Origin of the sequence: Polynucleobacter sp. GWA2_45_21, assembly GCF_001830325.1 — a bacterium.
GTDB lineage: Bacteria > Pseudomonadota > Gammaproteobacteria > Burkholderiales > Burkholderiaceae > Polynucleobacter.
In genome coordinates, this window is sequence record NZ_MHZG01000002.1 from 155916 (window position 1) to 178660 (window position 22745).

The window sequence follows — 22745 nt, forward strand, 5'->3', positions numbered from 1 at the left end:
AGACAAATATGAACGCACCAGTAAATCCTAAAGAGCTTGAGTTGCAAACCGTAGAGTTCAAGCTAGATGGTCAAACCATCATTTCTTACGAAGGTGAGACCATTCTCAAGGCGGCTAAACGCCATGGTATTGATATTCCGCATCTGTGCTTCAAAGATGGCTATCGTCCTGACGGTAACTGCCGCGCCTGTGTTGTGGAGATTAATGGTGAGCGTACCTTAGCGCCAAGTTGCTGCCGAAGCGCCACTCCAGGAATGGATGTCAAAGCTAATAGCGAGCGTGCATTGAAGAGTCAAAAGCTCGTGTTGGAGATGCTCTTATCCGATATGCCAGATGAAGGATTTAAGTGGGTTGGCGATAGTAAGGAAGAGGAGCAAAAAAACCAACACGGTGAGCTCAGTACTTGGGCTGCTCGTATGGATGTTACGGTACGCCCTGAGCTCAAGGCATTGCGCCGTGAAAAAGTCAGCAATGACGTATCTCACCCAGCAATGGCGGTGAACTTAGATGCGTGTATTCAATGTAACCGATGTGTGCGCGCTTGCCGTGAAGAGCAGGTGAATGATGTGATCGGCTACGCAATGCGTGGCGCGCATAGTGAGATCGTATTTGATCTGAATGATCCAATGGGCGATAGTACTTGCGTTGCTTGTGGAGAGTGTGTGCAGGCTTGTCCAACAGGCGCATTAATGCCTAAGGGTTTGATTGGTTCGCAAACAGTAGATCGTAAAGTGGATTCAGTATGTCCTTTCTGCGGCGTTGGCTGTCAAATTACCTATAACGTTAAAGATGAAAAAATTGTGAGCGTTGAAGGTCGTGATGGCCCAGCTAACCACAATCGTCTTTGCGTTAAAGGTCGCTTTGGTATGGACTATATCCATAACCCACAGCGCTTAACTAAGCCGCTGATTCGTAAGGCTGGGGTTGCTAAAGACGAAGCCTTACTCGAAGGCAATCAGGATTGGTCCAACATCTTCCGTGAAGCAACTTGGGAAGAGGCCTTGGAAGTTGCCGGTGGCGGCCTCAAGAAACTTAAAGATCAATACGGCAATAAGGTATTAGCTGGCTTTGGCTCTGCTAAAGGCAGCAATGAAGAAGCGTATTTGTTCCAGAAGCTGGTGCGTACTGGCTTTGGTAGTAATAACGTAGACCATTGCACGCGTCTGTGCCATGCATCTTCTGTGGCTGCGCTATTAGAAGGTGTTGGTTCTGGTGCGGTAAGTAATCAAGTGAACGATGTAGAGCACTCTAGCTTGATCTTGTTGATTGGATCAAATCCAACCGCAAATCACCCGGTAGCTGCTACTTGGTTCAAGAACGCCGCTAAGCGTGGTGCGAAGATTGTGTTGTGCGATCCGCGTAAGACGGATATTGCTAAGCATGCTTGGCGCACAATGCAATTCAAGCCAGATACTGACGTTGCCATGCTCAATGCCATGATATATACGGTCATTGAAGAAGGCCTTGCTGATAAAGAATTTATTGCCAATCGTGCGAATAACTTTGAAGCTCTTAAAGAAAATATCAAGGGCTATAGTCCAGAAGCAATGGCACCAATCTGCGGTATTCCGGCAGAGACCTTGCGTGAAGTAGCACGCGAGTTTGCTACTACGAAGTCAGCAATGATTTTGTGGGGCATGGGTGTAAGTCAACACGTTCATGGAACTGATAATGCCCGTTGCTTAATTGCCTTGGTTAGTATCACTGGTCAAATTGGTAAGCCAGGTTCTGGTTTACATCCATTGCGTGGTCAGAACAATGTTCAGGGCGCCAGTGATGCCGGCTTGATTCCGATGATGTTCCCGAACTACCAGCGCGTAGATAACCCAGAAGCGCATGCTTGGTTTGAGAAGTTCTGGGATACGCCATTAGATAAGAAGCCGGGTTACACCGTTGTAGAGATCATGCATAAGATCACTGCTCCAGATAGTGACCCCGATAAGATTCGCGGGATGTATGTTGAGGGTGAGAACCCTGCAATGAGTGATCCTGATTTGAATCATGCTCGCCATGCTTTAGCTTCATTAGATCTCTTAGTTGTACAGGACATCTTCATGACTGAGACAGCATTGCTAGCAGACGTAGTATTGCCTGCAAGCGCATGGCCAGAGAAGGTTGGCACTGCAAGCAATACCGACCGTATGGTGCAAATGGGTAAGAAGGCAATTAATCCACCTGGTGATGCGAAGCCTGATTTATGGATCATTCAAGAGATTGCTAAACGCATGGGTCTCAATTGGAATTACCAGGGCCCAGATGATGGTGTTGCAGAAGTCTATGATGAGATGCGTCAAGCAATGCATGCAGCAATTAACGGTATTACTTGGGAACGCCTGGAAAAAGAATCTAGCGTAACTTACCCATGCTTATCTGCTGAAGATCCAGGTCGTCCGATTGTGTTTAATGACAAGTTTGATACCAAAGATGGCAGAGTGAAGTTAGTGCCAGCCGATATCATTCCTGCAAATGAGCGCCCAGATGCGGAGTATCCATTTGTGCTGATTACTGGTCGTCAGTTAGAGCATTGGCATACCGGCAGTATGACGCGCCGTGCAACCGTACTAGATGCGATTGAGCCTATGGCTACCGTGTCCATGAATGGCGAAGATATGACTCAGCTAGGCGTTTCTGCTGGTGATGTCATTACCGTTCAGTCGCGCCGTGGTGAGGTAGGTATTCATGTGCGTAGGGATGACGGCACACCTCGTGGTGTGATCTTTATTCCATTTGCTTACTTTGAGGCAGCTGCCAATCTGATTACCAATCCTGCATTGGATCCATTTGGCAAGATTCCGGAGTTTAAGTACTGCGCAGTCAAACTTGCTAAAGGTGGTCAAGCTTCAGTGTTTATGGGATACGGCACGAATGATCCTAAGAGGCAAAAGGCTACATCGGTTTCGTAAAAGATAGCGCTTCAACCAAACCCCATCTTTAAGGTGGGGGTTTTTATTTTTAGGTTTGACCATCTGTAGAAGTGTAGATACAATGTAGATACATTTTAAAGAAGGGTGCATCCATGCAAACCATTATTAAAAAGTGGGGCAATAGTCCCGCGTTGCGTCTAAATACTGCTGTCATGAAGTCTGCCCACTTGAATATTGATCAGCTTGTCTCGGTTAAGGTTCAGAGAGGTCGAATCGTTATTGAGCCGATTGTTCAGAAGGAATACCAGCTTGATGAATTGCTAGCTGGGATAACTGCGAAAAATCTTCATCATGAAAATGATTTTGGTGGGCCCGTAGGTGAAGAATTACTCTGATGGCTAAGACTTATACTCCAAATGCGGGAGATATTGTTTGGTTAGAGTTTGATCCTCAATCTGGACACGAACAAGCCGGGCGACGTCCCGCAGTGGTTTTAACGCCAGAAGCGTATAACAAGAAAACAAATTTGATGATTTGTTGCCCCTTGACTACGAAAATTAAGGGCTATCCATTTGAAGTTTTGGTGGAAATTGATGGCATTCAATCCGCGATTCTTTCTGATCAAGTTAAGTCCTTGGATTGGAAAACTCGAAAAGCGAAATATAAGGGTGCAGTCAGTACTTTTGCCCTTGCTGAGGTGCGAAGTAAGGCTAAGGCACTTCTTTCAATAGTGTAAATATGTCGCAATTAGTTCATTTGAATTTAAGTGGGCATATGCTGGCACTGCTTCGCAAGGAAAGCAATATTCATGCTATTGATCAGCAAGTTAATTTTTGGGTAAGGCTAGGTAAGGCATGTATAGAAAATCCAGAATTGCCAACCACCTTTGTGGCTGAGTGTTTGACGTCTCTTAGTGAGGCGAAAAGTAAGGGATTTATACCTTTTATCCCTCGCGCGACTGATTAACGGGATAAAAATACCCAAATCATGATTGCCCTTTAGAATTAACCCTCCATGGCCAGTTCAAAACCCTCAATCCCCCAAGCTGATAGCAAAGCAGAGCTTCCTGTTCTCATTATTGGTGCAGGCTTAGCTGGTCTCACTGTTGCCCTACACTTGGCCGAGTCCCAGCCGGTGATTCTCATGGCCAAGCGTGGCCTTGGCGAAGCGGCAACGGCTTGGGCACAAGGTGGCATTGTGGGGGTGGTGGATAAAGAGCATGACAGTATTGATTCTCATGTGGCTGACACCTTAGATGCAGGCGCAGGTCTCGTAGTCGAATCAACCGCACGTTATATCGCTGAAGAAAGTGCCGAAGCAATTCGTTGGTTGGTAGAGCAGGGTGTACCGTTTACTACCGATGAGTCAGGACCAATGGGTTTGCATTTAACTCGCGAGGGCGGCCATAGCCACCGTCGTATTGCGCATGCTGCAGATGCTACGGGTAAAGCAATTCATGAAGTGTTGCTGGATAAAGCAAAAGCACATAAAAATATTCAGATCTTGGAGCACTGGATTGCTTTAGATCTGATTACCAATCGCCATCTAGATGTAAAGACGCAGCGCACTAAGCCCAATCGTTGCTACGGTGTGTATGCCTTAGATATTCAAAACAATCGCGTAGAAACAATTGAAGCCAAGTCAGTGGTATTAGCCACTGGTGGTGTGGGTAAGGTCTATCGCTACACGAGCAATCCTGATACTGCTACTGGCGATGGCATTGCTATGGCTTGGCGTGCAGGTTGCCGTGTCGGTAATATGGAATTTATTCAATTTCATCCGACATGCTTGTATCACCCGAGTGATCGCACCTTCCTGATCACCGAAGCAATGCGGGGAGAGGGTGGCTTACTCAAGCTGCCAAATGGCACGCGCTTTATGCCTGAGCATGATGAGCGCAATGAGTTGGCTCCTCGTGACATTGTTGCCCGAGCCATTGACTTTGAGATGAAGAAGCACGGCTTAGATTACGTGCATTTGGATGCCACCCATTTGGGTGAAGAATTTATTAAAGAGCATTTCCCAATGATCTATGCCCGTTGTATGACTCTGGGTCTGGATATCACCAAAGAACCCATACCTGTGGTGCCTGCAGCGCACTACACCTGCGGCGGTGTGGTGACAGATCTCAAAGGAAGAACGGACTTGCCAGGCTTATATGCTGTCGGTGAGGCGACCTATACGGGGCTTCATGGCGCTAATCGATTGGCCAGCAATTCATTGCTAGAGTGTGTGGTGATTGGTAAAGCTGCTGCTGAAGATATCTCACAACTCAAAACACCCCTAATGCCAAAACTTCCACTGTGGGATGAGAGTCAGGTAGAAGATGCTGATGAGCAAGTCGTTATTTCCCATAACTGGGATGAGCTGCGTTCGTTGATGTGGAACTACGTTGGTATCGTGAGAACCAATCGAAGGCTAGAGCGTGCATTACATCGTATCAAACTCCTCAGATACGAAGTTCAAGAGTATTACGCCAACTTTAAAGTCACGCGCGACTTGATCGAGTTGCGCAACCTACTGGAATGTGCAGAGCTGATTGTGAGATCAGCCCTGATGCGCAGAGAGAGTAGGGGATTGCATTACAGCCGTGATTACCCAGGCACTTGGGCAGTTTCCTATCCAACCATACTGACGCCTCAGGCTGAAGGCACTTCAGAAAATCCGGAGACTTAATTTATTTTTTGATAGCGGGTGCAGCATGAAGGCTTAAGCCTAATGCAGCAATGACTTTAAGGATGGTATCAAAACCTGGGCTTCTTTCGCCTGAGAGGGATTTATATAGGCTCTCTCTAGTTAGCCCTGAATCTCTAGCAACCTGAGTCATTCCTTTGGCTCTTGCAATATCCCCTAGTGCCTTGGCAATAAATGCAGCATCTCCATTTGCCTCTTCTATACAGGCCTCTAGGTAGGCGGCCATTTCTTTTGGTGTGCGTAGATGTTCAGCTACATCATATGGTGTTGTGATTGTTTTTTTCATAATAGTCTTTTATAGATTTCTCGCTAAACGTTGGGCTAGTTTGATATCTTGATTTTGTGATTTTTTATCGCCACCCAATAATAGAATGGTAATTTTCTGGCCCTGTTTGGTGTAGTACACCCGGTACCCGGGGCCAAAGTCAATCCTCATCTCAAATACTTTTTCACCTACTGATTTAGTATCGCCCGGATTTCCTTCGGATAACCTTTTGATTCTTGCTTGTATCTTTGCTCTTGCTGTTAAATCAAATAGGTTATCAAGCCAGACTATAAATTCCTCTGTTTTTCTAATTTCGATCATACCTTAGTGTATCCAATAGGATACACTAAGTCAAAGAATAGTCTTGATGTTGATCCGGGAATGGGGGGATTGACTTATAAAATTCTCATCGAGAAATCCACTGCCTGAATATCCTTTGTGAGTTTTCCTAAGGAGATACGATCAACGCCGGTAGCAGCAATGGCGCGCATCTGATCTAAGTTGATACCACCAGATGCTTCCAGTAGTGCGCGTCCTTTGGTAAAGGCAACGGCTTCCTTCATCTGTTCAGTGGTGAAGTTATCAATCAAGATGCTTTTTGCACCCGCATTTAAGGCTTCTTCAAGCTCAGCAAAATTCTCGACCTCTACCTGAATATCCACTCCCGAGTTAAGAGCTTGCGCCGCTTGAATGGCAGCAGCGACACCGCCTGCCGCAGCAATGTGATTCTCTTTAATCAGAATGCCATGCCATAAAGCCAGGCGTTGATTTTGACCGCCACCTACTAGCACTGCATACTTTTGAGCACGACGTAGCCCAGGAATTGTTTTGCGGGTATCTAGCACCGCGCAGCCATTAGGATTGGGGCTTACACCCGCAATTGCCTCCACATGCTGACGCGCAATACTGGCAGTCCAAGAGAGGGTTTGTAGGAAGTTGATGCAGGGACGTTCGGCAGAAAGGAGGGCACGTGAGTCAGCTTCAATGTCACAGACTTTGCTATCGGGCTTCATTAAATCACCCTCTGAGTAATGCCAGGTGACTTTTGCATTGGGATCTAGTTTCTTGAGAGTGCCATCAAACCAATCTACTCCACAGAGAACAGCTTCTTGACGAACAATGAGCTGTGCATGAACAGGCTTGCTGGGAACGAGCATGGCTGTCCAGTCACCTGTGCCGATGTCTTCCATCAAGGCATCCTGAATATTGCGATGACGGGCCTGCTCTAAGGATTCGTTGTACTCAAACATGAATAAATCGATCTACATTAAGAAAATATCAAAAGATAACAACTAAGCAACACCAATGTTTTTCACAAAGCCATGCTGTGCTTTAGCTAGAAGATCAGGATATTTTTGTGTGAATTCCAGCATGCGCTCAATGCAATCTAATGCTTTCACTCGAACACCTTCTTCGACGAAGATTTCACCAGAAGCATTCTCTAAACAATCCAAAATTCCCTGCAAACCATTCATGGCCATCCAAGGGCAGTGCGCACAGCTCTTACAGGTGGCGCTATCGCCAGCAGTGGGGGCCTCAATCAAAATCTTATTTGGAGCCAGCTGACGCATACGATGCAAGATGCCATTGTCCGTGGCCACAATATATTCGCTAGCACTGCCTTCCACTACAGCCTTAATCATGGCGGAGGTAGAGCCTACAACGTCTGCAAGGTCGACTACAGCTTGGGGAGATTCAGGGTGAACTAGAACCATGGCATTAGGATGTGCCGCCATCAACATTTCTAATTCAACGGCTTTAAATTCATCATGAACAATACAAGCGCCATTCCAAAGCAACATATCGGCACCAGTTTGCTCTTGAATGTAGCGACCTAAATGACGATCAGGTGCCCAAAGAATTTTCTTGCCTTCAAGATGTAATTGATGAACGATTGCCAAGGCGCATGAACTGGTCACCATCCAATCAGCCTGTGCTTTAACGGCGGCACTGGTATTTGCGTAGACCACCACTGTACGGTCAGAATGCAAAGCTCTAAATGCAGCAAAGTGATTTGCATCACAGCCTAAATCGAGAGAGCAGGTAGCCTCTAAATCCGGCATAAAGACGCGCTTCTCAGGGCTGAGAATCTTGGCAGACTCACCCATGAAGCGCACACCAGCCACAATCAAATTCTTGGCTGAATGATTCTTGCCAAAGCGAGCCATCTCCAAAGAGTCAGAAACAAAACCACCTGTTGCTAAAGCCAAATCTTGAATATCACCATCGACATAGTAGTGCGCTACCAATGCAGCATCTTTCTCAATCAGTAACTGCTTAATACGTGCAATCACTGCAGATTTATGTTCTCCATGCAATGGAGGGGGTGTTTTAGCCCAGGCTTGGGCGGTACAGGTCACACCAGCAGCATTTTGCTGGGGGTAATCAAAGGCAATAGGGGCGCTAACTGTAGAGGTCATATGCAATTTTAGCCTCCTTGGGCATGGATTTAATCGGCTTGAATATTCAATTATATGTAGCTACAATGTAGCTACATATAATTGAAAGATACCTGAGGAATAAATATGGCTGCTAATGCGGTGGTGCGCGCTCGGATAGATCAGGGTATTAAGAATGAGGCGAGCCTTGTGCTGGAGGCGATGGGATTAACAGTGTCTGATGCTCTGAGGATGATGTTGACAAGGGTAGCGATTGAAAAGTCACTCCCGTTTGAGCCCTTGGTCCCAAATGAAAAGACTATAGCGGCCATGAGAGAGGCGAGGGAGCGACAACTAATGTCATTCGGATCGGTAAAGGGATTATTAAAAGATTTGAATGAGGAGGATTGAGCGCACCACTCAATTTAAAAAAGACTACAAGCGAGAAATACAAGGGAGATACAGATCTCAGTTGGCATCGGAATTGATTGAGGTGCTTAACCTCTTAATAGATGGTCTTGAATTGCCAGCGCGTTATTTTGATCATGCCTTAATAGGGCGGTGGAAAGATTTTTGAGATTGTCGCATCAAGCCCGATCTACTTCTCGTATATGCGAAGCCCAACCCAGAAATACTCATACTCACTAGACTGGGTTCACTCGTCGAATCACGTTGTTTATCTTGGCGGCGACCCAACATCTCACGGTCAATAATTTAGAAAAAATGCACACTCCTGATGTAGCAAAGGCCATTGCCGATTTTGACAAAGAAGTCATGCAGGGTAATCCAGAGTCGCAGGGCGTTTCAAAATCTGAGGCCTTTCAACCTGCCTCAAACTACCCCTTAGGGGCTGATCCTTTGCTTGTAATGGATGCTAAATGCACTCCTGAGAAGCAGGGTCTCGAGGACGGAGTATCGCTAGATCTCGTTTTACCTGGCGGCGCCAATCTCAACGTCAAGATGGCGGGTCCCACATTGCAGGCTCTGTGTGCCTTATTGAATCAGTTGCGCGAGCATGCCAAGTGGGGTGATGTTCCTTTGGTGGTGAAGTCTGATACCGGAGTTGAGATTGCCGCGCAAGAGACTAAGAAGCCCTCTGTGCATTAGGTTTAGAACCCGTGAAAGAGTCTATCGATTGCTGTGATGATTTGATGCTGCTGACTCTTTAGGCTGCCAATTTCCTTTTTCAGAATTTTTCTTGGAACTGCAGCCATCTTTGGTGTCTCTAAAGCAAATTCATCGCCTTTGATTGAGAAGATGGGTATTAAATCTTGTGGAAGCTTTATCTTTTTATAGAGACTGGCTTTTCTTAGTGGAATCACCATCCTGGTATCCAAGCCACTTAGTAGATCTGTTTGTACATCTACCAAGAATGGCGTATTTTTGGCGTGCTCACCAGTATTTTCATAAATGCTAAATCTGGCCATTAGAAAGTTCTCCAGCTGTCCAAGGGGAGGCCTTCATCTTCAATGGTCTTGTTATAGCTAGCAATAAATTCTGCGTTTTCTAGTTTCCAACGACGCTCTTTTTCTTGTTTTACAAGCGACTCCAAAAAGGCATCGCATGCCTTTGATATATTGATGCCCAATTTTTTTGCTTCGGCTAACACCTCGGTATTTAAGGTGAGGTTAGTCGCCTTTTTTAGGGCCTTATCTTGAATGCGGGTGGAGTCATGGATGATCATGACTCAATTGTACGCATAATTTATACGCAGTCAATATGCGCATAAATTGTGTGGGTATTGCTATGGGGGTTCTAGAAAGGCAACTTCGCTTCAGGCTTTGCGGCCAATAAAACAGTCTTAAACTCCGCCTGAATACGTTTAATTGCTTCTTCACTATCTGCCTCAAAGCGCATTACTACCACCGGGGTGGTATTAGAGGGCCTAGCCAGACCAAAGCCATCGGCGTATTCCACGCGCACGCCATCAATCGTATTAATTGATTCTGATGTTGGGAACTTGGCATTGGCTTTAATAGTTTCTAGCAAGGCAAAAGGTTCACCTTCAGCACAAGCCAGCTGTAACTCCGGGGTGCAGATCGCATTCGGTAAGTTATTGAGGGTGTCGCTCGGATTCTTTTCCTTGCTGAGGATTTCCAACAAGCGTGCACCCGTATAAAGGCCATCATCAAAGCCAAACCAACGGTCTTTAAAGAAGATATGGCCGCTCATCTCGCCAGCGAGTGGGGCGCCAGTTTCCTTTAACTTCGCTTTAACTAGGGAATGGCCAGTTTTCCACATGATAGGTTCGCCACCATGTCCTTTTACGTAAGTTGCCAGGTTGCGGGTGCACTTCACATCGTAAATAATTTGACCGCCTGGATTGCGGGAAAGGACATCCTTAGCAAACAACATCATCTGACGATCTGGGAAGATCACCTGACCATCTTTAGTGACAACGCCCAAACGATCGGCATCGCCATCAAAGGCGAGACCTAATTCATTATCGGTAGTCTGCAAATTCTTGATGAGATCTTGTAAGTTTTCAATATGAGCAGGATCAGGATGGTGATTGGGGAAATGACCATCGACTTCACAGAATAATTCTTGTACTTCGCAACCCAGGGCGCGGAAAAGTTTTCCTGCGAAGGCGCCACCAACACCATTACCGCAATCTACCGCAATCTTCATGGGGCGAGCGAGCTTGATATCTCCTACGATGTAATTGATATACATCGGGAAAATATCAAAGGTGCTTCGGGCGCCTTGGCCAGTAGCAAACTTCTTTGATTCAATGCGCTTACGCAAATCCTGAATTTTTTCCCCGTAAATCGCCGCTGTTCCCAAAACCATTTTGAAGCCGTTGTAGTTCGGGGGATTATGGCTGCCAGTAATCATGATGCCGGACTTCGGCGTCTTGCCACCAATGGTGTGGTTAGCAGCAAAGTACACCATTGGCGTAGCAACCATGCCCAAATCAATCACATTGATGCCAATAGAGAGCAGGCCTTCAGTTAGCGCTTCAATCAGGCTAGGGCCAGATAGGCGGCCATCGCGACCGATAACGATATCGGTTTCACCAAGCTCACACATTTCAGTGCCAAATGCTTGACCAATTAGTTTGGCGATAGAGGGATCTAAGGTCTCATCAATAATGCCGCGGATGTCATATGCTTTAAAAATTGAGGGGGATAGTTGCACGGTTAATCCAGTATTGAATAGTTATTCTGCGTTGAAAATTTCGATACCAGTCAATGGGGCGGCCATCAGCTCGCCACCATGTAGGTGAATATCGAAGCGTTCTAGTTTTTGACTTAGCGAGAGTGAATTCGATCTCAAATTGCTCGAGTCATTATTGTCAGACTGTGCCACCTTATTGACTTTACTTGCCATAACTAGAAATCCCAACGAATGTGAATTAGATCTTAAGGATTTAATAAATTAATACGAGTGGCGGTGACAGCATCAATATCAGCACTTGCCGCAATATCATGTTGATGGCTTGCGAGGGCTTTCTCAATCGGCTTAGCAAGGACTTTGCCGTACTCAACACCAGGCTGATCGAAGCTATTGATATTCCAGAGTGCTCCTAGAGTAGCTGCACGGTTTTCGTATAGAGCAAGTAGGGCGCCGAGATAAAACGCATTGAGCTTAGGCAGTAGTAGGAGATTGCTAGGACGTTTGCCGGGGTAAACATTATTTGGATTGCTGTCAGTCTTGCCATTAGCTAGCGCTTGAGCTTGCGCTAAACAGTTCGATAGCAAAATACGGTGATGTGCAATCGCCTCAGGCCGATCACTCATGGGTTCACGTACAGCAATGAAGTCAATTGGGATGATTTCAGTACCTTGGTGAAAGAGTTGGAAGTAGGAGTGCTGGGCATTACTACCAGCACTGCCAAATACCACCGGCGAGGAATGCTTAACAGGCTTGCCGTTGCGATCAACGCTCTTGCCATTACTTTCCATGTCCAGCTGTTGCAACCACTTCGGAAACCAATCTAAAGCATCAGCATAAGGAATAGCGGCATAAGCCTTGATGTCATGTTTCTCTTGCTGATATAGCAAAGAGAGTGCCATGATGACGGGTAGATTTTCCTCTAACGGTGCATTCTTAAAATGCAGGTCCATGGCTTCAGCGCCAGCTAAGAATTGCTTAAAATTTTCAAAGCCATATTGCAGAGCAATCGGCAGACCAACTGCTGACCAAACTGAATAACGACCGCCGACCCAATCCCAAAAAGGAAAGATGTTTTCTTCGCTTACACCAAATTCTTTGGCGGCAGGAATATTGGCAGTGACAGCATATAAAGCATGTGCAATTTGACTGTGAGTACAGCCACTATCTTTAAGCCAAGCCACAACGGCTTTGGCATTCATGGAAGTCTCGAGAGTCGTAAATGACTTTGAGACCACAATCACGCGAGTGCTATGAGGCTGAGCGCGCGCCAAAATGCGGGCTAACTCGGCAGTATCAATATTGGCCAAGAAATGCATGCGCATGCCGCGGCTCTCAATGCCGGGGACATGGGCTAAAGCTTCAATAGCGAGGCGAGGACCAAAGTCGGATCCACCAATGCCAATATGGATGACATCAGTTACGCCAACCCACTTATTGCACAACGCTTCAATGCGATGCCACACTTCAGAAACTGCTGGCATGACATCTTTACCGTCGATCAATACAGGAGTTTTGCTGAGATTGCGAAGTGCGGAATGTAAGGCAGGGCGATCTTCGCTATTGTTGATGTGCTTGCCAGCGAACAGATCTGCAATGAACTGTTCCAATCCGGCTTTACGTGCATTTGCAAATAGTTTTACCCAGTTACTGGCATCAATGCCTTGATAGGCGGTATCGAGGACCACATCAAGGGCAGAGTGAATACTTTTGGTAGCTAATTGGGCTTGCACAGACATTTCTAGATTTTATCAATAAGGGCGTCAAAATCCCCTTAAAACGCTGAAAATGTTACGATTTCATGAATAACAAGGCTTTAGCTTAGGTAAAAGTCATTACAAAATTGAGACATATCTGAAATCAGGTCAGGAATAGCCGAATGGAGCAGGTTGATTGCGTCGTAGTGGGCGCTGGAGTGGTTGGATTAGCGGTTGCCCGAGAAATGGCACTACAGGGTCGAGAAACTATCTTGCTCGAGCGCGAGGATTCGTTCGGAACTATCAGTAGTGCACGCAATAGTGAAGTCATTCACGCTGGAATCTATTACCCAAAGGATTCTCTCAAGGCCAAGCTATGTGTAGAGGGTAATCGCCTTTTATATGAATACTGTCGCAGTCATCAGGTGAGTACACAAGCCTACGGCAAACTCATCGTGGCAGCCAATGCTAGCCAGCTAGATGACCTTCAGGCTATTTTGTATAAAGCCCAAAACAACCAAGTGCCTGATATCAAGATGATTTCAGGGGATCAAGCTAAAGTACTTGAGCCACAACTGCAATGTGAGGCAGCAGTACTCTCAGGTTCCACAGGTGTAGTAGATAGCCATGGCCTCATGCTCTCATTACTTGGCGGTTTTGAAGATGCGGGTGGCATGGTTGCATATCAATCCCCATTGTTAAGCGCAAAGCCGATCGGTGCTAATGCTGAAGGGGGCTTTGAGCTCACCATTGGCGGTGCAGATGGCATGACTATTCAAACAAAGTTGTTGATTAATTGCGCTGGACTGAGTGCACCAGCACTAGCTCAAAAAATAGAAGGTCTCTCGAAAGATTTGATACCTAAAGCCTACTTCGCAAAAGGCAACTACTTCTCTTTATCTGGAAAATCGCCATTCAGTCATTTGATTTATCCAATCCCCGAGCCGGGTGGATTAGGCGTTCACTTGACCTTGGATATGGGTGGTCAGGCGAAGTTTGGTCCCGATGTGGAATGGCTGGATATTGATCAAGAAAGCCAAATTAACTACACGGTTGATCCCAAGCGGGGAGAGGGCTTTTATGCTGCCGTAAGGCAATACTGGCCCGGTCTAAAAGATGGCTCTTTGCAGGCTGATTACTCTGGTGTCAGGGCCAAAATCGTTCCGCCAAACGCCCCGGCAGGAGATTTCTACTTTGAAGGACCCCAGCAGCATCAGCTTCACGGCCTATTTAACCTTTATGGCTTTGAGTCCCCAGGCCTGACCTCTTGCTTGGCTATTGCCCAGCATTTGGAGGCGCAAATCAAAAGTTCTCTATAATCTAGGACTCAAATCGCAAAGGAAGAGTGGCAGAGCGGTTGAATGCACCAGTCTTGAAAACTGGCGAGGATGAAAGTCCTCCGTGAGTTCGAATCTCACCTCTTCCGCCAATGGCTAGTCTCACAGGTTCTCAAAAAGACCCGAAAAGCCAATGTATATAAGGGCTTAACCCCAAAGTCAATCATCACAAGTTTGCATAAGTTCTCATAAAATTGCATAATCTATGGTGGGTAGGATGAAGGGTAGCTTCATTCCCTGAGATAGGAATGCCAAATGCCAAAAATTGCCAAAGAACTAGGTGCGCTGGAGGTTTCCCGCCTAAATACTGTAGGTTTTCATGCTGTCGGAGTTATCGCTGGGCTTGGCTTGCAAATCACCAAGACGGGCGCAAGGTCATGGATTCTTCGTAAAAAGGTCGGTAACAAGCGTCCTGAAATAGGTTTAGGAGCTTACCCGGCCGTTACCCTAGCGCAGGCTAGGGATAAGGCTAGAGCTGTTATAGAGAAGATTGAGAGTGGTGTTGATCCTGTTGCTGAGAAGCGAGAAAACCGCATGGCACTTAAAAATGCCCAATCTCGACTTACTTTTGAAAAATGCGCGATTAAATATATTGAGTCCCATGAAGTGGAGTGGCGCAACTCAAAGCATGTCAGTCAATGGCGTAATACGATCAAAACATATGCCAATCCCGTAATCGGTAATTTATATCCATCAGAAATTACCAACATTCACATTATGAATATTCTTGAGCCAATTTGGCTTACTAAGAATGAAACGGCTGTTAGATTGCGTGGTCGATTAGAGCAAATCCTTGATTGGGCTAAAGTTCAGAATATGCGCTCGGGTGAAAATCCTGCTGCATGGAAGGGAAACTTAAGCCAATTGCTTCCAGCCCCAAGTAAGGTACAAAAACCAAAGCCCTTTGCCTCTTTGGATTATTACAGGATTGGTGAATTCATGGTCAAGCTTCGCAAGGAGGGTGCTATTGGGGCTAAAGCCCTTGAGTTAGCAATTTTGACGGGTGGGCGCGCTAGTCAAATCATTGGCGCTACTTGGGATGAGTTTGATTTGAAGATTGGCGTATGGACTATTAGAGGTGATCGTATGAAGAACGGGGATTATCATACCGTCCCCTTGTCTCGACAGGCGATGGAGTTGATCTCTGAGTTAAAGGGGATTCGTAGCAATGAATATTTATTTGCAGGACGCAGGGGTAAAACCATTAGCGATGGCACGATGAATAAGTACCACTTTGACTATTTAGACAAAGATGATGGCGAGAGAAAAATTACCGTCCATGGTTTTAGGTCCACCTTTCGTTCATGGGCTGCCGCTAAGACCAGTCATAGTTTTGAGGCTATGGAGAAGGCGCTAGCCCATTGTGAAAGAGACAAGACGGTTAGAGCCTATCAGCGCGATGACTTAATAGAAAAGCACATGCGACTTATGAAAGATTGGGCTGATTATTGTGATGCAATCCATGAGAAGACTGATGATGTTATTCCGCTTTGGCAATCGATTGATTTAGCGTCAGCTTAACGATGGCCACTCAGAAAATATTTCCAAAATGGGCGCCGCCAGAGCTTATTAACAGTATTGGCGAAATAGATGATCACGGAAGGTATAAGAACCTCACGAATGACATTATTAATATTTTCAGTCGACTTGGTACGGATGAGCGCATGAAGGAGGTCTGGGGTCGATTGTTGCCAAAATGTACATCCAGCCCACGAACATTTATTAAAAAAATAGAAGCTGCTGTTTCGCACGCAGTTATTTTTAGAACCATGGGTGCTGATCCAGATCATCACTCCCCCAAGATTCATTTACAAAAGATGAATCAGCTGGTTGCAAAAATTGCAGAATTACTTGCCTTAATTAATGGTAGCGAACAAGCCAGGTGGATGGTGAGTCGCATACATCAGCAAATCTTAGAATGGGAATTTTCTGATCGATCTGATCTGGAGATTCATGAGAATCACACAGGGTACATAGAGGTAGGTTTGAATGAGCCCTCTTATTCAGAATGCATTACGAATGTGAATCGTTTGAGTGCGCAGATAGCGGAAGATTCAAAGCGTATACCGTGGGGCAAACTTACCCAGGAGCAAAAACTGGCCTGGTATGCAAATGAGCAATCAAAAATTGGATTAAGGGATCTCTTGGATAAGCTAGCATTCCAAGCCAAAGCTGGTGCCTATAGTGCAAGGAATCAGGTTACCCAAAAAGTGACCAGACCTATTTCGGCGTCGATGAAGGTTAATTTGATTTCTCCCCTGTACAGCGCTCTTAAATCTGAATTTGGAAGGGTTCCCCGCAAAGATTTTTGTACCATGGTTGCGGTACTCCTTGGTGATCGGGAGTATCGGGATTTCAACTATGCAGAGTATTGGGACAACGTAATTAGCTCTCCGCTAAAGCGCCCCGCAATAGGGTGTGAATAAAAAAAGGGGGGCAAAGCACCCATCGCAAAACCCTACTTTGCCCCCGCATAAGAGGGTAATTGATTATTACGATCTCTCTTAATCGCATAACGCATCGTGCGTTATCGAAAAATGGAGAATCAAATGGATATTAAGTTGTTACGGTTACCCAAGGTGAGGGAACAAACGGGGCAGAGTACGGCTACGATTTACCGTCAAATTAAGGCGGGGACGCTTCCTAAGCCAATTTTTGCATCGCCAAGAACCGCCGGTTGGCTAAAGTCAGAATTAGAGGCGGTATTGCTCGCGCGGATTGCCGGCAAATCAGAATCCGAAATTAAAGAGTTGGTTGCCATGTTAGAGGCCGATAGGAGATGTGTTAAATGAGCGACATCCTAATTGGCTTATATGCTAACTTTTTGCATCGATTGCTGGACATTGCAGGTAAACGCGATTTTATTCCTGCGCCTGAAGTGGCCCAGGTATTTAATGTGGCAAGCCAAACGGTTCGAAAAAACTACTCTTTAACAGGCGAAGCCTACGGCATTAGACCTACCAAAATTGGCAATCGCCTGCTTTGGTCGGTAGCCCAAATTGCTGACAAACTCAGGGGCGCGCTATGAGCTTTGATAGATCTCGCTTGCCTGACCCTCAGAGTTATTACGAAAGCCAGGGTCTGAAGCTGTCAAAAGGTAAGAAATGGGTCACTACATCCTGCGTATTTCATGGTGGAAGCGATTCGATGCGGATTAATTTAATGAGTGGCGCCTTCTCTTGCATGGCGGGTTGTGGTGCAAAAGGGGGTGATGTAATGAGTTACCACCGTGCAATTAAAGCCTGGGATTTTGTAACCGCTTGTAAGGATTTAGGGTGTTGGATTGAAGATGGGAAAGTATCATCTAAGCCTCCTAGACCGACCCCATTATCACCAAGAGATGCGCTGACTTTAATTGGGTATGAATCCCTTCTGGTAGCTGGTTTTGCCTCTAGTATGGGGCACAATTATCGGCTGACTCAAAGTGATCAAAAGCGTTTGCTTGAGGCTTGTGGTCGTATTCAGATGATTGAGGGGTTCTATTTATGAATAACCTCGAAAGCATGAAAAATATTCAGCGACTGCAGGCAAAAGTGGATGAATTTGTTTCCGATCAATCATTACCTGATTTAATTGATCCACCTTCTATGACTGATGGCTTGTATAACCCTCGAGATCCTGCTGAGTATGGAAAGGGTCAAGTGAATAGTAAAAAGACGGGTACTGCACCTACTCAGAAAGCTAAGTCAAAAATAGAGGTACAACTCATGAAGGGCTCAAATGTCGAAATGCGACCCATCACTTGGTTGATAGACCAGTGGCTACCAATGGGAAAGTTAACACTTTTGGCTGGGGCTGGGGGTACTGGGAAGACCACGTTAGCACTTGGTATTGCAGCTGCTATTACGAGCGGTGGAACCTTCCCTAGTGGCCAAAAATATTTGGGTAGATCCAACGTATTGATCTGGTCAAGTGAAGATGATCCTGAAGATATTTTGATGCCAAGATTGGCGGCTATGGGTGCGGATTTGGAGAGAATATACATTCTCAAATCCGTACGAGAAGATGGTGATGATCGCACTTTTAATGCAGCAACAGATTTAGATAGTCTCAAGACTGTGGTTGATTCTATTGGCGGTGTCGTCTTAATCTTGCTTGACCCGATTATCGGATTGGTAAAGGGAAACTCAGATAAAGCTAATGATGTGAGAGAGGGGCTTGACCCATTGGTGGAGTTTTCACAAAACCAGCGATGCGCCATTATTGGCATCTCCCATTTCAGTAAAGGTGGACAAGGAAAGGATCCTGCTGAGCGAGTGTTAGGTTCCCAAGCATTTACTGCATTGCCTAGGATGGTATGGGGCACCATCATCGATAAAGATACTGGAGATCGAGTGTTAGTAAGGCTTAAAACAAACTTAAGCGCAAGGGATGGAGGCTTTTTATATTCGGTTGAGCAGACTCAGTACAACGGAATCGACACTTCAATTGTGACCTGGAAAGGGCCAATTGAAGGAAGTTCCCATCAAATTATTAGTAATGCCGAGGCAGTTGATTTTGATGGAGAAAATGGTTCTGAGTTGGGGGATTGTGCTCAGTGGCTCAAATCATATTTAGAGGATGTGGGTGGTAGCCAAGAGAAAAAGGTTATCGCTGATCTTGCTAGGGCGAACGGATATGGAAACTCATCTCTTTATAGGGCAAAAGATGCGCTGAAATTAGTAGCAAAAGTAGAGGGCTTTGCCAGCTCAAGGCGCAGTATTTGGATGTTATCGATCAATAGTAAAAACTCCAATATTCCCAATAATTCTCATAATTCCCGTGCTTTGAACAACTGGGATTCTGGGAATTATGGCCAGACAGGTGGGAATTTAACTTGCAAGGCTGATGCAGATCATTTTGATTGGGGTATTGTTTTATGAATTCCTTTAATGCCGGTTTGGATGATCAAAACAGGCCTGAAGATCGCCCTCAGAGCCAATTGGGACATGGCGAAGCCTCGACCCCTACCCCCGTCAATAGCATGAGCAAAATCAGGCTCAATGATGCCGAAACGATCCGGATGGAGATGGCAAGGCTCTATAGGGATATGAGGATGGGGCGCATTGATACGCAAGATGGCACGCGTTTGGCCTATGTCTTAGACATGGTGCGCAAAGCCCATGAGACATGCGAGCTGCAGCGTAGGGTGGAAGTAATCGATCAGGTGAACAAAATTAGGAAACTCAAAAAATGAATCAAAGACCATTAAATGCTGCTTATGAGCACATGACCAACCATCAGCTGGCTGCCGTAGCGTATGCCGATATAGGCAATGAATTGGAGTCGCTACGGATCCAATCAGTAGTTCCCAGGAAAACCTACTCCATGCTGGATGCTGAATTTAATAATGCCTTAGAAAATATCCATACCGCCACTCTTCATTGGAGTTGTGAGTACTGGCGACTTCAGTATGTTTATAGCGTGGATGTTTTGAGGATGGCGTACGCTCATATTCAGGATGAGCTAAAGAATGAGGATGATTGTGCCGAGTTAATTGCAAAAGGACAGAGAATGATTGCTGCTCATTTTGCAGCCTTAAAAGAGGTTTGTGGGGTTCGTGGGATTGACTATCAGACAGTACTCAAGAGAAATTACATCACCGAGCAGGTCGACCAAGCATGGGATATTGATCTGGAGTATAAAACTGTCGTTATTGCAGCACTTGAGACGTACCTAGTTATTGGCGAGTGAGTTATTTGTTCTCTTTTCAGCTTATTAAAATTGATATTTCACGAATTTTGACCGGCAATTAACGGCCAGAAGCGGTCCTTTAATGCGCCACAATAGCCCCATTACAGTGCGCTTTTATGCTCTAGTGACTTTTAAGTGATGTATGCTTAAAAGCACATTAAGGCTGATAACTGTTACAGCACTTGATTTCTTTAATCCTGCGTAACAGTCGTCCTCTCTAACGAATTAGAGCAGCATTCATCCCCAAAAAAGTAGATGGTATAGATGAAGGATCCAATGAGGGACCATGCCGCTCTAAATTTGAAGTTGAGTGAGAGGCGCGAGCTCAAGGCAAAGCTGGCCGCTCTAGAAAAATCAAGTGGCTAAATTAAATTTATTGAGAAGTTTAGGGTAATGAAAATCGCACTGAATTACGTAGCACAAGCTCAGCAATGCCGAATTAACGAGCTTGAACAGTTATGCCGTATATGCGCGCTGATGGACGTAGCTGGCGACTTAGTGCATTGTTTGCAAAGCGAGCGCGGCTCATCCAATGTGTTACTTGCGTCAAAAGGCGTGAGTTTTCGAGAAAAATGGATTGCCTTTGGCGCTAATACTGATGGGGCAAGCGGCCGCCTGCACTGTTGGCTTGACATTAACAAGCGCTCAGATGGCATGGTGAGTAGCTCTCGGTTTCTAATGCGTTTGGCCTTAGCAATTCATGGAATAAATGACTTGCCTAAACTTCGTCAAAAAATACTGAATCAGGAAATTTCTGCCGCTGAGTCGACTGGAATTTATAGCTCGGTAGTAAACGCACTTTTAGCGCTGGTATTCGAGGCTGCTGATATTGCTGTCGATCCATCAGTCAGTAAGGGACTAGTTGCGCTTTTCCATCTGATGCAGGGCAAGGAATTTTCAGGGCTAGAGCGAGCAACTGGCGCAAGAATCTGCGCATCTGAAAAGTCCGATGAATTATTGCAAGCCCTGGGAAATTTAATTGAATTACAGGAGCATTGCATCGAACGATTTGAGGATTTTTCCTCGACAGATATTGTTGAGCAGTGGTTAGCCATGACAAAATCTATGCCCATGATTGAGTTTGAGAAGATGAGGCGAAAGCTGTTGTCGCCCAAGCTGGTTGATGAGTCTATTCATGCAGATGAATGGTTTTCGATGTGCACTCGTCGGATAGATGCAATGCATATGGTGGAGAAATACCTTACCAATAGTCTGGCTACTAAATGTGACGCCCTCATTAGAGAGGCCCATACCCAATTAAATGATCAGAATACGCTTTTATCCGCATTATCTAATGAGCAGCCAAACTCACCAATCTCGCTGTTAGTATCTAATTTACCTTCAGGGCGAAAAGGTGATGGGGTATTGATCGATAAAATCGGCTCAAACTTATCCATGGAAATATTAGATGTTTTGCAATCACAATCAAAACAGTTATCAGCGATGGGTGATGAGCTTTTGGCTGTAAGGGCCACCATTGAGGAGCGCAAGGTTATTGAGCGAGCCAAAGGGATGCTTATGGCTCACCAAGGATTGTCTGAAGAAGGGGCTTATTCGGCCATGCGAGATAAGGCGATGTCACAAAATCAAAAGTTGATCGATGTGGCCAAATCAATTCTTTCTCTCTCTGAATTCCTTAAATTGAAGCATTGATGCACTCTAAGCGTGCATTACTGAAAATTTCGGTGCATTAAAAAAAATTCAAGTTAACGGTATTAAGTAATCTCCTTCTTAGAGGTGGCCAACGATGGTCAACTCTAAGGCGGCGATCTGTTTAGATCGTTTTGCCCAAAGGATAAAGACGTCCAATTATGTTCAGCATTGCGCTGGAAGTAATTGGACGTCTTTTTTATTTGTATTTTCTTAGGGTGGGCAATGATGAATATAGAAAAAGACATTCGATTTACATCTCAATTGAATGCTAGTTACGGAAGTGTCACGCTTGTTGGCGCGGGGCCTGGTGACCCCGAGCTTCTTACCATCAAAGGTATGCGCGCCATTTTTGAGGCAACTATTTTGCTTGTTGATGATCTTGTGAATCCAGAAATCTTGCAATATGCATCCCCATCTGCACGAATTATTCAAGTTGGAAAACGCGGCGGTTGCGTTTCAACCCCGCAGAGCTATATAGAAAAATTAATGATTTCAGCTGTAGCCAAAGGCGAGAAGGTGGTTCGACTGAAAGGTGGGGACCCATTCATTTTTGGAAGGGGTGGCGAAGAGCAAGAGCACCTTCAAGCCTTGGGGATTCCGGTAAAGGTTATTAGCGGAATTACCTCTGGGCTTGCAGCATCGACAGCACTAGGAGCGCCTCTAACCCATCGCGACTATGCTGTTGGTGTCCTCATGATTACTGGACATAACAAGCCTGGAAGAAATGCGACGGACTGGGCGCAAATTGGAAAAGTTGCTCAAGATACTAAGCTTACTTTAGTAATTTATATGGGCATAACGGGGATTGACTCAATTCAATCTGGCTTACTGGAGTCCATGTCTTCAGATACACCTGTTGCCATTGTTCAAAAGGCAACTTTGCCCGATCAACGTATTGAGAAATGCACATTACGGGAAATGGTAAGCAAGATTCACGAAACAAAGATGGGCAGCCCATCCATCATCGTGATTGGTGATGTCTTGCAGGCGCTTACTCAAATTGCCAATGATTCGGTGGCACCTGCCTTCCAAAATATTAAAGCTGCATAAGCATCCATTCACGAAAT

The 22745-nt window shown here is 45.6% G+C and carries 28 protein-coding genes and 1 tRNA gene; 20 read left to right on the forward strand and 9 right to left on the reverse strand.

Features of this window, described 5'->3' with window-relative positions; all coding sequences use genetic code 11:
• Positions 1–8: 8 nt before the first annotated feature.
• The 5 genes from fdhF to nadB all read left to right on the forward strand — a co-directional run bounded on the left by fdhF (position 9) and on the right by nadB (position 5540).
• Entirely contained in the window at positions 9–2903 is a 2895-nt protein-coding gene (gene fdhF, locus A2X74_RS04615; protein ID WP_293625983.1) for a formate dehydrogenase subunit alpha, read from the forward strand.
• Between the two features lie 113 nt (positions 2904–3016).
• Complete coding sequence (locus A2X74_RS04620) at positions 3017–3259, forward strand: PbsX family transcriptional regulator (RefSeq protein ID WP_293625986.1); 243 nt, start codon at positions 3017–3019, stop codon at positions 3257–3259.
• A complete protein-coding gene (gene mazF, locus A2X74_RS04625) occupies positions 3259–3600 on the forward strand; it encodes an endoribonuclease MazF (protein WP_293625989.1) in 342 nt (113 codons plus the stop codon). The genes A2X74_RS04620 and mazF overlap by 1 nt, the downstream gene beginning before the upstream one ends.
• Before the next feature lie 2 nt (positions 3601–3602).
• Entirely contained in the window at positions 3603–3830 is a 228-nt protein-coding gene (locus A2X74_RS04630) for a hypothetical protein (RefSeq protein ID WP_293625992.1), read from the forward strand.
• A gap of 48 nt (positions 3831–3878) precedes the next feature.
• Positions 3879–5540 carry an L-aspartate oxidase gene (gene nadB, locus A2X74_RS04635; protein ID WP_293625996.1) on the forward strand — a complete coding sequence of 554 codons (1662 nt, stop codon included), beginning with the start codon at positions 3879–3881 and terminating at the stop codon, positions 5538–5540.
• A gap of 1 nt (position 5541) precedes the next feature.
• Here nadB and A2X74_RS04640 read toward each other — a convergent pair whose 3' ends face one another.
• From A2X74_RS04640 to nadA, 4 genes are all read right to left on the reverse strand, one after another.
• Complete coding sequence (locus A2X74_RS04640; protein ID WP_293625999.1) at positions 5542–5844, reverse strand: addiction module antidote protein; 303 nt, start codon at positions 5842–5844, stop codon at positions 5542–5544.
• Positions 5845–5853: 9 nt separating this feature from the next.
• On the reverse strand, positions 5854–6144 hold the full coding sequence (locus A2X74_RS04645) for a type II toxin-antitoxin system RelE/ParE family toxin (protein WP_293626003.1): 291 nt from the start codon (positions 6142–6144) through the stop codon (positions 5854–5856).
• Positions 6145–6218: 74 nt separating this feature from the next.
• Positions 6219–7073 carry a carboxylating nicotinate-nucleotide diphosphorylase gene (gene nadC, locus A2X74_RS04650; RefSeq protein ID WP_293626007.1) on the reverse strand — a complete coding sequence of 285 codons (855 nt, stop codon included), beginning with the start codon at positions 7071–7073 and terminating at the stop codon, positions 6219–6221.
• A gap of 42 nt (positions 7074–7115) precedes the next feature.
• Positions 7116–8243 carry a quinolinate synthase NadA gene (gene nadA / locus A2X74_RS04655; protein ID WP_293626011.1) on the reverse strand — a complete coding sequence of 376 codons (1128 nt, stop codon included), beginning with the start codon at positions 8241–8243 and terminating at the stop codon, positions 7116–7118.
• A 105-nt stretch (positions 8244–8348) separates the two neighbouring features.
• On the opposite strand from nadA, the gene A2X74_RS04660 reads away from it, so the two are divergent.
• The 3 genes from A2X74_RS04660 (at position 8349) to A2X74_RS04670 (ending at position 9308) form a co-directional block, all read left to right on the forward strand.
• Positions 8349–8612 (forward strand): type II toxin-antitoxin system RelB/DinJ family antitoxin, encoded by a 264-nt coding sequence (locus A2X74_RS04660; RefSeq protein WP_293626014.1) that lies wholly within the window; start codon positions 8349–8351, stop codon positions 8610–8612.
• Entirely contained in the window at positions 8599–8778 is a 180-nt protein-coding gene (locus tag A2X74_RS04665; protein WP_293626016.1) for a type II toxin-antitoxin system mRNA interferase toxin, RelE/StbE family, read from the forward strand. Before A2X74_RS04660 ends, A2X74_RS04665 begins: the two co-directional genes overlap by 14 nt.
• 104 nt (positions 8779–8882) lie before the next feature.
• Positions 8883–9308, forward strand: coding sequence for a hypothetical protein (locus A2X74_RS04670; protein WP_299764674.1), 426 nt, complete (start codon positions 8883–8885; stop codon positions 9306–9308).
• 2 nt (positions 9309–9310) lie between these two features.
• On the opposite strand, the gene A2X74_RS04675 is transcribed toward A2X74_RS04670, so the two are convergent.
• The 5 genes from A2X74_RS04675 to pgi form a co-directional block, all read right to left on the reverse strand.
• A complete protein-coding gene (locus A2X74_RS04675) occupies positions 9311–9628 on the reverse strand; it encodes a CcdB family protein (RefSeq protein ID WP_293626021.1) in 318 nt (105 codons plus the stop codon).
• Positions 9628–9885 carry a type II toxin-antitoxin system CcdA family antitoxin gene (locus A2X74_RS04680; protein WP_293626023.1) on the reverse strand — a complete coding sequence of 86 codons (258 nt, stop codon included), beginning with the start codon at positions 9883–9885 and terminating at the stop codon, positions 9628–9630. Before A2X74_RS04680 ends, A2X74_RS04675 begins: the two co-directional genes overlap by 1 nt.
• 71 nt (positions 9886–9956) lie before the next feature.
• Positions 9957–11342, reverse strand: coding sequence for a phosphomannomutase/phosphoglucomutase (locus A2X74_RS04685; protein ID WP_293626024.1), 1386 nt, complete (start codon positions 11340–11342; stop codon positions 9957–9959).
• 21 nt (positions 11343–11363) lie between these two features.
• Positions 11364–11534 (reverse strand): hypothetical protein, encoded by a 171-nt coding sequence (locus A2X74_RS04690; RefSeq protein WP_293626026.1) that lies wholly within the window; start codon positions 11532–11534, stop codon positions 11364–11366.
• A 32-nt stretch (positions 11535–11566) separates the two neighbouring features.
• A complete protein-coding gene (pgi, locus tag A2X74_RS04695) occupies positions 11567–13057 on the reverse strand; it encodes a glucose-6-phosphate isomerase (RefSeq protein ID WP_293626028.1) in 1491 nt (496 codons plus the stop codon).
• A gap of 140 nt (positions 13058–13197) precedes the next feature.
• On the opposite strand from pgi, the gene A2X74_RS04700 reads away from it, so the two are divergent.
• From A2X74_RS04700 to cobA, 12 genes are all read left to right on the forward strand, one after another.
• Positions 13198–14334 (forward strand): NAD(P)/FAD-dependent oxidoreductase, encoded by a 1137-nt coding sequence (locus A2X74_RS04700; RefSeq protein ID WP_293626030.1) that lies wholly within the window; start codon positions 13198–13200, stop codon positions 14332–14334.
• A gap of 20 nt (positions 14335–14354) precedes the next feature.
• A tRNA-Ser gene (locus tag A2X74_RS04705) sits at positions 14355–14444 on the forward strand.
• A 163-nt stretch (positions 14445–14607) separates the two neighbouring features.
• Positions 14608–15873, forward strand: a complete 1266-nt coding sequence (locus A2X74_RS04710; protein WP_293626032.1) for a site-specific integrase — start codon at positions 14608–14610, stop codon at positions 15871–15873.
• 2 nt (positions 15874–15875) lie between these two features.
• Positions 15876–16778: a hypothetical protein gene (locus A2X74_RS04715; RefSeq protein ID WP_293626034.1), complete on the forward strand. Its 903-nt coding sequence runs from the start codon at positions 15876–15878 to the stop codon at positions 16776–16778.
• A gap of 123 nt (positions 16779–16901) precedes the next feature.
• Positions 16902–17144 carry an AlpA family phage regulatory protein gene (locus A2X74_RS04720; RefSeq protein WP_299764681.1) on the forward strand — a complete coding sequence of 81 codons (243 nt, stop codon included), beginning with the start codon at positions 16902–16904 and terminating at the stop codon, positions 17142–17144.
• Positions 17141–17380 carry a hypothetical protein gene (locus A2X74_RS04725; protein ID WP_293626038.1) on the forward strand — a complete coding sequence of 80 codons (240 nt, stop codon included), beginning with the start codon at positions 17141–17143 and terminating at the stop codon, positions 17378–17380. Before A2X74_RS04720 ends, A2X74_RS04725 begins: the two co-directional genes overlap by 4 nt.
• The gene (locus tag A2X74_RS04730) at positions 17377–17841 is read left to right on the forward strand and encodes a hypothetical protein (RefSeq protein ID WP_293626040.1); all 465 of its coding nucleotides are present in this window, start codon (positions 17377–17379) and stop codon (positions 17839–17841) included. Before A2X74_RS04725 ends, A2X74_RS04730 begins: the two co-directional genes overlap by 4 nt.
• A complete protein-coding gene (locus A2X74_RS04735; RefSeq protein ID WP_293626042.1) occupies positions 17838–19214 on the forward strand; it encodes an AAA family ATPase in 1377 nt (458 codons plus the stop codon). Before A2X74_RS04730 ends, A2X74_RS04735 begins: the two co-directional genes overlap by 4 nt.
• Positions 19211–19528: a hypothetical protein gene (locus A2X74_RS04740; protein WP_293626044.1), complete on the forward strand. Its 318-nt coding sequence runs from the start codon at positions 19211–19213 to the stop codon at positions 19526–19528. Before A2X74_RS04735 ends, A2X74_RS04740 begins: the two co-directional genes overlap by 4 nt.
• Complete coding sequence (locus A2X74_RS04745) at positions 19525–20025, forward strand: hypothetical protein (RefSeq protein ID WP_293626046.1); 501 nt, start codon at positions 19525–19527, stop codon at positions 20023–20025. Before A2X74_RS04740 ends, A2X74_RS04745 begins: the two co-directional genes overlap by 4 nt.
• Positions 20026–20418: 393 nt before the next feature.
• The gene (locus A2X74_RS04750; protein ID WP_293626048.1) at positions 20419–21678 is read left to right on the forward strand and encodes a nitrate regulatory protein; all 1260 of its coding nucleotides are present in this window, start codon (positions 20419–20421) and stop codon (positions 21676–21678) included.
• 225 nt (positions 21679–21903) lie between these two features.
• Positions 21904–22728: a uroporphyrinogen-III C-methyltransferase gene (cobA, locus tag A2X74_RS04755; RefSeq protein ID WP_216168212.1), complete on the forward strand. Its 825-nt coding sequence runs from the start codon at positions 21904–21906 to the stop codon at positions 22726–22728.
• The last annotated feature ends 17 nt before the right edge of the window (positions 22729–22745 follow it).

Bases quoted from the DNA above. Each gene is read 5' to 3' on its own strand.
- A2X74_RS04740 (WP_293626044.1), top strand. From the start codon at position 19,211: ATGAATTCCTTTAATGCCGGTTTGGATGATCAAAACAGGCCTGAAGAT.
- mazF (WP_293625989.1), top strand. From the start codon at position 3,259: ATGGCTAAGACTTATACTCCAAATGCGGGAGATATTGTTTGGTTAGAG.
- nadB (WP_293625996.1), top strand. From the start codon at position 3,879: ATGGCCAGTTCAAAACCCTCAATCCCCCAAGCTGATAGCAAAGCAGAG.
- A2X74_RS04630 (WP_293625992.1), top strand. From the start codon at position 3,603: ATGTCGCAATTAGTTCATTTGAATTTAAGTGGGCATATGCTGGCACTG.
- A2X74_RS04710 (WP_293626032.1), top strand. From the start codon at position 14,608: ATGCCAAAAATTGCCAAAGAACTAGGTGCGCTGGAGGTTTCCCGCCTA.
- A2X74_RS04640 (WP_293625999.1), bottom strand. From the start codon at position 5,844: ATGAAAAAAACAATCACAACACCATATGATGTAGCTGAACATCTACGC.
- pgi (WP_293626028.1), bottom strand. From the start codon at position 13,057: ATGTCTGTGCAAGCCCAATTAGCTACCAAAAGTATTCACTCTGCCCTT.
- A2X74_RS04675 (WP_293626021.1), bottom strand. From the start codon at position 9,628: ATGGCCAGATTTAGCATTTATGAAAATACTGGTGAGCACGCCAAAAAT.
- A2X74_RS04700 (WP_293626030.1), top strand. From the start codon at position 13,198: ATGGAGCAGGTTGATTGCGTCGTAGTGGGCGCTGGAGTGGTTGGATTA.
- A2X74_RS04745 (WP_293626046.1), top strand. From the start codon at position 19,525: ATGAATCAAAGACCATTAAATGCTGCTTATGAGCACATGACCAACCAT.
- nadA (WP_293626011.1), bottom strand. From the start codon at position 8,243: ATGACCTCTACAGTTAGCGCCCCTATTGCCTTTGATTACCCCCAGCAA.
- A2X74_RS04645 (WP_293626003.1), bottom strand. From the start codon at position 6,144: ATGATCGAAATTAGAAAAACAGAGGAATTTATAGTCTGGCTTGATAAC.
- A2X74_RS04660 (WP_293626014.1), top strand. From the start codon at position 8,349: ATGGCTGCTAATGCGGTGGTGCGCGCTCGGATAGATCAGGGTATTAAG.
- A2X74_RS04725 (WP_293626038.1), top strand. From the start codon at position 17,141: ATGAGCGACATCCTAATTGGCTTATATGCTAACTTTTTGCATCGATTG.
- A2X74_RS04680 (WP_293626023.1), bottom strand. From the start codon at position 9,885: ATGATCATCCATGACTCCACCCGCATTCAAGATAAGGCCCTAAAAAAG.
- A2X74_RS04720 (WP_299764681.1), top strand. From the start codon at position 16,902: ATGGATATTAAGTTGTTACGGTTACCCAAGGTGAGGGAACAAACGGGG.
- nadC (WP_293626007.1), bottom strand. From the start codon at position 7,073: ATGTTTGAGTACAACGAATCCTTAGAGCAGGCCCGTCATCGCAATATT.
- A2X74_RS04690 (WP_293626026.1), bottom strand. From the start codon at position 11,534: ATGGCAAGTAAAGTCAATAAGGTGGCACAGTCTGACAATAATGACTCG.
- A2X74_RS04620 (WP_293625986.1), top strand. From the start codon at position 3,017: ATGCAAACCATTATTAAAAAGTGGGGCAATAGTCCCGCGTTGCGTCTA.
- A2X74_RS04735 (WP_293626042.1), top strand. From the start codon at position 17,838: ATGAATAACCTCGAAAGCATGAAAAATATTCAGCGACTGCAGGCAAAA.
- fdhF (WP_293625983.1), top strand. From the start codon at position 9: ATGAACGCACCAGTAAATCCTAAAGAGCTTGAGTTGCAAACCGTAGAG.
- A2X74_RS04665 (WP_293626016.1), top strand. From the start codon at position 8,599: ATGAGGAGGATTGAGCGCACCACTCAATTTAAAAAAGACTACAAGCGA.
- A2X74_RS04715 (WP_293626034.1), top strand. From the start codon at position 15,876: ATGGCCACTCAGAAAATATTTCCAAAATGGGCGCCGCCAGAGCTTATT.
- A2X74_RS04750 (WP_293626048.1), top strand. From the start codon at position 20,419: ATGAAAATCGCACTGAATTACGTAGCACAAGCTCAGCAATGCCGAATT.
- cobA (WP_216168212.1), top strand. From the start codon at position 21,904: ATGAATATAGAAAAAGACATTCGATTTACATCTCAATTGAATGCTAGT.
- A2X74_RS04730 (WP_293626040.1), top strand. From the start codon at position 17,377: ATGAGCTTTGATAGATCTCGCTTGCCTGACCCTCAGAGTTATTACGAA.